This is a genomic window from Endozoicomonas arenosclerae, from assembly GCF_001562015.1.
GTDB lineage: Bacteria > Pseudomonadota > Gammaproteobacteria > Pseudomonadales > Endozoicomonadaceae > Endozoicomonas_A > Endozoicomonas_A arenosclerae.
This window is the reverse complement of record NZ_LASA01000175.1, coordinates 1-7,722: the sequence shown is the minus strand read 5'-3', so window position 1 is coordinate 7,722 and position 7,722 is coordinate 1. Positions and strand designations below refer to the sequence as shown.

The 7,722-nt window shown below is 46.2% G+C and carries 7 protein-coding genes and 1 pseudogene; 2 read left to right on the top strand and 6 right to left on the bottom strand.

Annotated features, from left to right (window positions below):
* A partial coding sequence (locus tag WG89_RS31375) for a hypothetical protein (RefSeq protein ID WP_216638507.1) occupies nucleotides 1–196 on the top strand: 196 nt, incomplete at its 5' end.
* A gap of 28 nt (nucleotides 197–224) precedes the next feature.
* On the opposite strand, the gene WG89_RS25705 is transcribed toward WG89_RS31375, so the two are convergent.
* The gene (locus WG89_RS25705) at nucleotides 225–1,391 is read right to left on the bottom strand and encodes a hypothetical protein (RefSeq protein WP_153301824.1); all 1,167 of its coding nucleotides are present in this window, start codon (nucleotides 1,389–1,391) and stop codon (nucleotides 225–227) included.
* 359 nt (nucleotides 1,392–1,750) lie between these two features.
* Here WG89_RS25705 and ung point away from each other — a divergent pair, with 359 nt between their 5' ends.
* A complete protein-coding gene (ung, locus tag WG89_RS25700; protein ID WP_062270529.1) occupies nucleotides 1,751–2,437 on the top strand; it encodes a uracil-DNA glycosylase in 687 nt (228 codons plus the stop codon).
* A gap of 35 nt (nucleotides 2,438–2,472) precedes the next feature.
* Here ung and WG89_RS25695 read toward each other — a convergent pair whose 3' ends face one another.
* From WG89_RS25695 to WG89_RS25675, 5 genes and pseudogenes are all read right to left on the bottom strand, one after another.
* Nucleotides 2,473–5,184, bottom strand: a complete 2,712-nt coding sequence (locus tag WG89_RS25695; protein WP_062270528.1) for a phosphotransferase family protein — start codon at nucleotides 5,182–5,184, stop codon at nucleotides 2,473–2,475.
* Nucleotides 5,185–5,188: 4 nt separating this feature from the next.
* The gene (locus WG89_RS25690; RefSeq protein WP_062270527.1) at nucleotides 5,189–5,569 is read right to left on the bottom strand and encodes a hypothetical protein; all 381 of its coding nucleotides are present in this window, start codon (nucleotides 5,567–5,569) and stop codon (nucleotides 5,189–5,191) included.
* Nucleotides 5,570–5,770: 201 nt separating this feature from the next.
* A complete protein-coding gene (ansA, locus tag WG89_RS25685; RefSeq protein WP_062270526.1) occupies nucleotides 5,771–6,784 on the bottom strand; it encodes an asparaginase in 1,014 nt (337 codons plus the stop codon).
* A gap of 93 nt (nucleotides 6,785–6,877) precedes the next feature.
* A complete protein-coding gene (locus WG89_RS25680; protein ID WP_062270525.1) occupies nucleotides 6,878–7,306 on the bottom strand; it encodes a hypothetical protein in 429 nt (142 codons plus the stop codon).
* Nucleotides 7,290–7,722, bottom strand: a pseudogene (locus WG89_RS25675) (hypothetical protein); the annotation flags it as partial. The pseudogene WG89_RS25675 and the gene WG89_RS25680, both read right to left, overlap by 17 nt.

Below are 7,722 nucleotides of genomic sequence, written 5' to 3'. Positions count from 1 at the left end.
TTACCGTTACGAAGATATGATGACGCCCTATGAAAAGTTTGTTTCTCTGCAAGATGCCCAGCAATACTTGAAGAGCGGAGTCACCCTGAAAAGTTTGGAGGCGAAAGCGCATGTCATGACCGATAATGAAGCGGCACGAAGGCTTCAAAACGCCAGAGAGAACTTACTAACAGTCATCTATGAACGACCAGCCTGAGGCCGGAGTCATGCACTCTTCTTCAGGCTCATTTTTCAATTGGAAAATACTCGGGATTGACTATTTTTATCTGTTTATAGCTTAAAGCTTCCGGGATGGGATAACTTACTGTCTCAGTTTCTGATTGGAAAGTTACTTTTCCATAGCCCAAGTCAGCAAACATTCCATGATAAGCGCTGCTTTGCAGCTGCTCCAGGCTAATGTTAAGGACTATTGTAGGAATACTGTCGTCAATCTGGCTGATAATGGCGAGATACTCTTTTAAAAAAGCCTGGCCATGATAATAAGCTATGTAATAAGGGGACTGCCTGATGGCTTCAAATGGGTTAAAAGCGGGCTTTTTACCCGAAAGAGCCTCACCGAGCCAGAGTTTCTCCTTGAGTAATGCATTAAAGTCACGGGCCATTCGAGTATCACTTTTATCCGGAGACTGTTCAAATTCGTTCACTTTTTCAGAAAGCAGGCTGTTAAAGGGCAAACCTACTGTTTTTTCACTGAGACCAAACGTGATACGGTTTAGACAGTTTTCCTGTGATTGATAGAGATCACAGGAAAACTCATCCGAATCTAACTGTTCTGTTAACCGTTCCCAGTCGATTATTTCAGATTCTTCTTCACCTTCTCGTCTCCGAAGACAGGTTGAGGACTGGGTACTGATGTTCGCCGCCTGATAGTAGTCTTCCGCCTGCTGTCCTAGAGACATAACATAGTCATAGAGGCTCTGATCCCAGTCAGGCAGGCTGGTATAGTGGGTGATGTTCAGCCAGTTGGGTGTAATAGGACCGTTTAATTCTGGCCAGGATGACAGGAAAAAAACCAGACTAGAGTTATTCAGTTCTTGATTAGCAAACTGGTCTTCTGATTCTTCATCCAGTATCCAGTGAATTTTAAGCTCTGAGGTTTCTTGAAAATATTTATAAAATCGCTGTTTCTGTTCCGGGCTGGTAATGACGGCCAGTTCGACAGGAATGGAGTCAAAGTTCTTATCCCTTCTCAGTTCCCGATTAACTTCAAGCAGATAGGCGTAGTCGCCCATATCTTCCTCGGCAACGGTAGCAAGAGTCAATTTAGGGCTGAGTGCCGAAGGCTTGCTGTTTAGAATAAGGAACCATTTTATCAGTGAGTTCTGAAGGTTTATGGGTCGGCTCTCCATTTCCACTTCTACTGCGGTTGCAGTGAAAGAGGTGGCAAGCAAAAGAACTCCAATAAAAGAAATGATAACTCTATGGAATGATAGGCAACTCTTCCTGAGAAGCATGGATGGATTCTCCTAAAACTGAGTTAATACATATTTATTGCCTTAAGACTGCCCCCATTAATGTGATGTTCCTCAGTTTGTCTGAATGGCTAACAGCCAGGTTATTATTGCTAACAGAAACTTGAACTTTAGGTATTCGATCAATTCAGGCAGGCATTATTCGGAGTGTGGACTGCTCTATCACACAGTCATGAAGTGGTAGCAATAAAAGCCAGTTCAATATCATCCGTAAGTGTATAATGACTCGATTATCATTCGATTCTTAACTTCAACGTTTGCTGAACCGGGGACATCCTATGCGGGAAATCAAGCTGGAACCATCTTGGAAAACACACTTGCAGGGTGAGTTTGACAAGGAGTACATGCAGGTTCTTCGCAGCTTCCTGATGAATGAAAAGGCTGCGGGTAAAACCATTTACCCCCAGGGCAGTGAATATTTTCGGGCTATGGATTTAACGCCCTTTGAACAGGTAAAGGTAGTGATTCTGGGGCAGGATCCCTACCACGGGCCTGGTCAGGCCCATGGGCTCTGCTTTTCCGTAAGGCCTGATGTGCGAACGCCTCCCTCTCTGGTCAATATGTACAAAGAGCTGCAGAGTGACCTTGGGATTCCTCCCGCCAGTCATGGTTGTCTGGAATCCTGGGCCAAGCAGGGCGTGCTGCTATTGAACAGTGTGTTGACGGTAGAGCACAAACAGGCGGCTTCCCACCAGAAAAGAGGGTGGGAACAGTTTACCGACAAGGTGATTGCTGAGCTGAATGCCAAACGGGAAGGGCTGGTGTTTATCCTTTGGGGCAGTTACGCCCAGAGGAAGGGACAATTTATTGATCGAACCAAACATCTGGTTCTACAGGCTGTTCACCCATCCCCCTTGTCGGCCCATCGTGGTTTCTTTGGCAGTCGTCCTTTCTCCCAAACCAATCATTATCTGGAATCCAGGGGAATTGCTCCAATCGATTGGCAGCTGCCAGTCAACGTTTGACGGATTGAATTAAGAAAGCAGAACATTCTGCTTTCTTAATTCAATGGTTCACTGGCATCCAGATGCAATAGTGTCTGTCTTAATGCGATCTTGCGAATATTTTCAATGGCCTGATGGTATTCTATTCCCCGGAATACGGCAATCTGCTTCTCACTGACATAGACAGGCGCAAGAATGATGCAGCAGTTGAGCAGAGTTTGACTGACTTTCCCACCCGCTTCGATATAGCCTTGAATAATCTTTTCCTTGCAGATCCTGAATTCTTCCAGATCAGTATTGACGTAGGCAAGAGCAATAGCCAGATCCATCTCGGGTGCACCCAGTCCGCATTCATCAAAGTCGATAAACTGGGGGCCATTGTTTGTTTCGATGACATTTCCAAGATGAAGATCACCATGGAGAAGGGTTTCGGTGGCTGTCTGCATGGTTTCGAGAAAAGTCTTGATGACTTGCTCAAGACGAGTGTCATGAACTTCAGTTTGGCGAAGGGTGTCTATCCAATGTTGGTTGATGGCGGAAGGAAGGTTATCAGGTCTCCTGGTGTGTAGTCTGGCGGCCAGTTTACCCAGTTGATAATAACCTTCTGGAAGGCGCTGGTTGTATTGTTTAAGCCAGAGTTCGCCCTCCAGATATTCTCGGATACTCCAGGATTCTCCGGTCAGGTCAGGATGACTGTGAAAGAGTAATGGGGCTGTAAGATTCTGACTGGCCAGAAACTGCTGGCATTGATAGGTCTGCTGAATAGCAGGCGAGTTCATGGCGTATTTGGAGACGGCAAAGGTTTGCTTTTGTGCATTCACAAGGAATGCCAGCTCTTTCTCTTTTTTGCGGACTTTATTCTGGCCATATTCGGCTTCAATGCCCAGTTCGGTGTAGAGAACTTCTGAGGCTTCTAACAGAAAACGGTTTTCACTTTCAGCCACATCGGGTATTTCGTCTGTAGACCAGGGCTCTCCGTATGAAATGCGAGTTTCCAGAAGTGCCAGAGCGGCTACGAGGGTCGTGTGATAGCAGCGGATGAATTCATCCTCTACTTCCACCATGGAGCGTTCGGGTCCAGGAACTGCCCCGTTTTCCGTAATGCCATCCATCAGTATATCGAGAGTCAAAGCCTGACAGTTGCCAAAAGGTTGTCTGGAGTAAATGCCTGACAGCAATAGCTCACCGGCAATATCGTTGTCCTTATCCAGTGATAACGCCAGTGTTAGAGAAGGCAATATTTCCTCAAGCCATGGAGCAACCGGTTCGAGTTCCGGGCAGGCTTTCTCTCCGAATTGAGTGGCGTAGAAAAAGGCATGAGTGATGTCATAGACATCATCGTTGGAAAGTATGAGAGGGTTAGGACTGCTGAATAACAAAGTGTCCGAGAGCTGAGTACTCAAATCATGATTGGGTGTAGGTACTGCATCCATCATTCTGCAGAGAAAGTGAAAATCCATTCTTCGCATGGGGGTGCGTTCATGGGAACTGGCCTCGGGTACTTCCAGCAACGACCTAACTTCATTATGGAAAGGCGACTGTTTACCTGCAGCTCGTTCCAGGAAAGGGTAAACCAGCATGGCCAGAGAGGTGGTTGGGTACAATCGGAAGCTTTCGATCAGCTTCTCCTGTTCAATATGCCAGAACAGTCGTTTAGCCATACTTTCTGCCCACTGACAATAAGGACTGTTGTGATTTCTGTGTCGTTCACCCGTCATGGCATAAAGCAGTAATGAACACTCAACCAGGGGTTTTAAGTGATCGGTGAATTCTGTTCTGGTTTTACAAGTCTCGGGCATGCAGAAACGATCAACATGGCTGTCCAGCCAGACCAGCATGGAGGCAATCTTGGCATCCATACGTTGCCAGTCAGGCTGTCTCATTTCTGGAAAAGAAGGCAGGCTTTGTTGTTGATGCTGCCGTTGTGCAATACCTGGATAAAGAGGGATATCAGGCTTTGAATAAGCATGCTGTCCCCAGTAAGCATTTACGGTGGATAGCAAGTTAGCGATATTGACGGAGTCACTGAATAACTCCCAGCAACCTAATAGTTGGTCAGTCCTGCGAATTCTTAAAAGCCATTGACTCAACTGATCGGCTTCAGGTGATTGTCTGTCTATGATTAACGACTGGCAAAGCAGGGTAAGACCGGCAGAATTGATGTCTCTGACCCTGGAAGCACGAATGGCTTCGGCATACACAATGGGTTGCCAGGATTGATCCCGGGATTGTTTCCGGTGTTGACCAAAAGACGACTGAAACAAGGCATGGGAGGCCAGGCTGAACGCCGACAGGTCAGTTAATGTCTGGTTTTCAAGCGCTTCCTCAATACTGGCTGACTGGAGTGGGTCAAATAACAGATGGCTTTGCTCTCTGGCCTTAAGGAATAAATACACCAGAGGTGTGTTCTCAGGAGCAATAATGGTGAGCTGGTGTTCTTTCTTTAGGGTCTGACAGAGTTGACAATACGTTTGAATAGCTGCTTCTGCATCGGAATCCGGCAGCACTGAAAAGCCTGCCAGAAGGTTGAATGGATCGCTGGCAACCGTAGCAGTGATCCATTCCTGATCCCAGGATTGTATGTTATCGATCCAGAGTCTTATGGTTTCAGAACTCCACTGTCGGGCGTAATGAACGTCCTTTTCATCCGTGTCGATGTCCAGTGATTGCCAATGATAGAGCAATCGTAGAATCAAAGCCGCAGTGACAACCTTTTCCTGGTCTTTCTGGTGCCTGGAGATACCATCAATCAATTCTGAGAGTGTCATGGGATCAACGAATCTTCTTGATTTCCTTGATATTGCGAATGTTGATCAGCTTATCGAGGCGGACATTTCTGGGGTCGAGCACTCTTGGATCAATGTCACGAACATCACGATCCGAAAAGAAAAAGCTCCAGGTTTTATGGATGCTCAGAACTCTAAGGGAAAAATCAATCAATACAGCATCACCCTGAATGGAGGGGTCTTCAGCCAGACGAGCCTGAATGGTACTGAGAGATTCTTTGGTGATGGCGTCCAGTCGGGAGAAATTGCCTTGCGCATCAACCAGCTTATCAAGGGCCACTAACTGCTCTTTGTTTAATTCGCTGTTTTGTTTGTTTTTGGAGGTAAAGGCGTAATTGGAAAGATCGCTGACGTCTAACTTCTTCATACTCATTCCTTGAACTGTTTTGGTTAGAATTCAGGCAAGTACTTTAACAGTTAACTATTTATTCAACAAGCTTCGGTATATGACGATAAAATGACGGCTTTAAGTGAATAGATATTCTATAGAAAGGATTCGATGATCATTGAAGGCTGCCTCATTCAGTAAGACAGCCTTATATTAGCGAGTTAAAACAATAAAAAGGAATTACTCGGTCAGTTCTCCGGCAAGGTCTACACCCACCAGAGTTTTGATCTCTTCAGAGGAGTGTCCTTTCGACAACAGATGGTGGAGTTTACAGAACATGGCTTCTGTCGTGGTATCCAGACCACCAATGACACCGGCTTCTGCCAGAGCTGAACCTGCAGCATAGCTGCCTTGATGCACGGTACCTCTGTGACACTGGGTCAGGTTGACTATGATCTTGCCGTTATCTGTCGCTTTCTTCAGAGTATCCAGCAGAGCCTGATCGCCATCAGGAGCATTGCCTGTCCCATAGGTTCTGATGATAAAGGCTTGTACAGGCTGGTTCAGGGCAGCTTCTATCCAGTCGGCAGTAATGCCAGGGAACAGTTGCAGAATACCAACTTGAGTATCTTCAGCGCACTCCAGGTGGAATTCAGGTTTGCTATCGGGCTTGAGCAGCAGATAGTCGCTGAGTTCGATATTAATATCGGCCCGGCCCAGCCAAGGGAAGTTTGGAGAGTCAAAAGCATCAAACAGATACGCATTCTGCTTGCGTGCCCGGTTGCCACGCATTAAACGACCATTGAAGTACAGGCAGACTTCATTGATGCGTTCATCCGTAGCGATACTCAGTGCACCCACAAAGTTTTCCAGACCGTCACTGCGAGCTTCACAAAGAGGAATCTGGGAGCCAGTGAAGACAACGGGTTTATTGAGGTTGCGGAGCATGAAAGACATCATGGAACTGGAAAAAGCCATGGTGTCCGTTCCGTGCAGTACGACAAAACCATCGTAATCGTCATAGTGTTCGGCAATGTCTGTAGCGATCTGTTTCCAGTTTTCCGGACGGATGTTACTGGAGTCGATTAACTGATCGTACTCCACCAGATCAAAGTCAGGGAGGCCTTTACGGACATGGGGAGGCAGTTTCTCATCGAGAAGCGCCTGCATATTGCCGGAGGGGGCATAACCAGAATCAGTGGGTTTCATGCCGATGGTGCCACCGGTATAAATAACGTAGATTTTCTTCGTCATGTCAGTAACTCTTGAAAAGACTTGTGGTTTAGTCAAGAAGGGTTGCTGGGAATAGTATCATGAACCGACAAGTTGTCTGGAGAGGGCTTAGTTTCACAGATTAAAGTATTCGGTGAGGTATGGATATTCATTGAAGACAAAGGGGCTGATGATTACACAGAGAAGCAGACCGAACCCCATCAAATATATAGGCGATTTGAAGATGAGTTTAGGGATACTTAAATACTTTTGCTCAATACCTTTAAGGATAATGTCTGCTTTTTCATTATCTTTTGCAGCGGCTCTCAATTTTCGGGTTTTACCGAGTAATGAACGTTTTTCTTGCTCTACTGCCAGAATGACAATAATAAATGAAAAGAAGGCATTGATGGCGGGTGTATTGGTGCCCAGACAGGCCAGTGCCAGTGTAAAAGACAGCATACCAATAACGGTATTCAGGAACGTGAGCCATTGCTCTATCTCATCGATGATAGCATTCAGGTCCAATCCATTGATGATGATCGGCTCATCTGACTTGTTCATTCTGCTCAAGCTCCTCAATCCGTTTTTGCGTATCGGGTGACAGGGTGATGTGCAAGTTCTCCATAAACGACTGGATCATTTTTTCGGCCTCGGCTTCAACGTTATTCTCATCATTCACCAGGTATTTATGGCCGCCACTGGGCCTAAAATAGAAACTCAGTAAGTGGTCATCCGAGATAGGGATTTCGTAAAAAGCCGTCCAGTCTTTTTCCGTATGACTCCTGACGTGATAGAAGGAGTTGCCGTTAAAGACGGCTGTTTTTATACCCTCAACAGTGTCAGGCTGACGTCCGGGGAACGACTCATTCACCTCTTTGCAACCTGTAAGAATCCAGTTCAGGCAATCTTCCCGATTCAGCATGGACTGGATACTCCAGTTATGAGGGTGCCGTCGTTGTATAGAAATAGTAACCCAC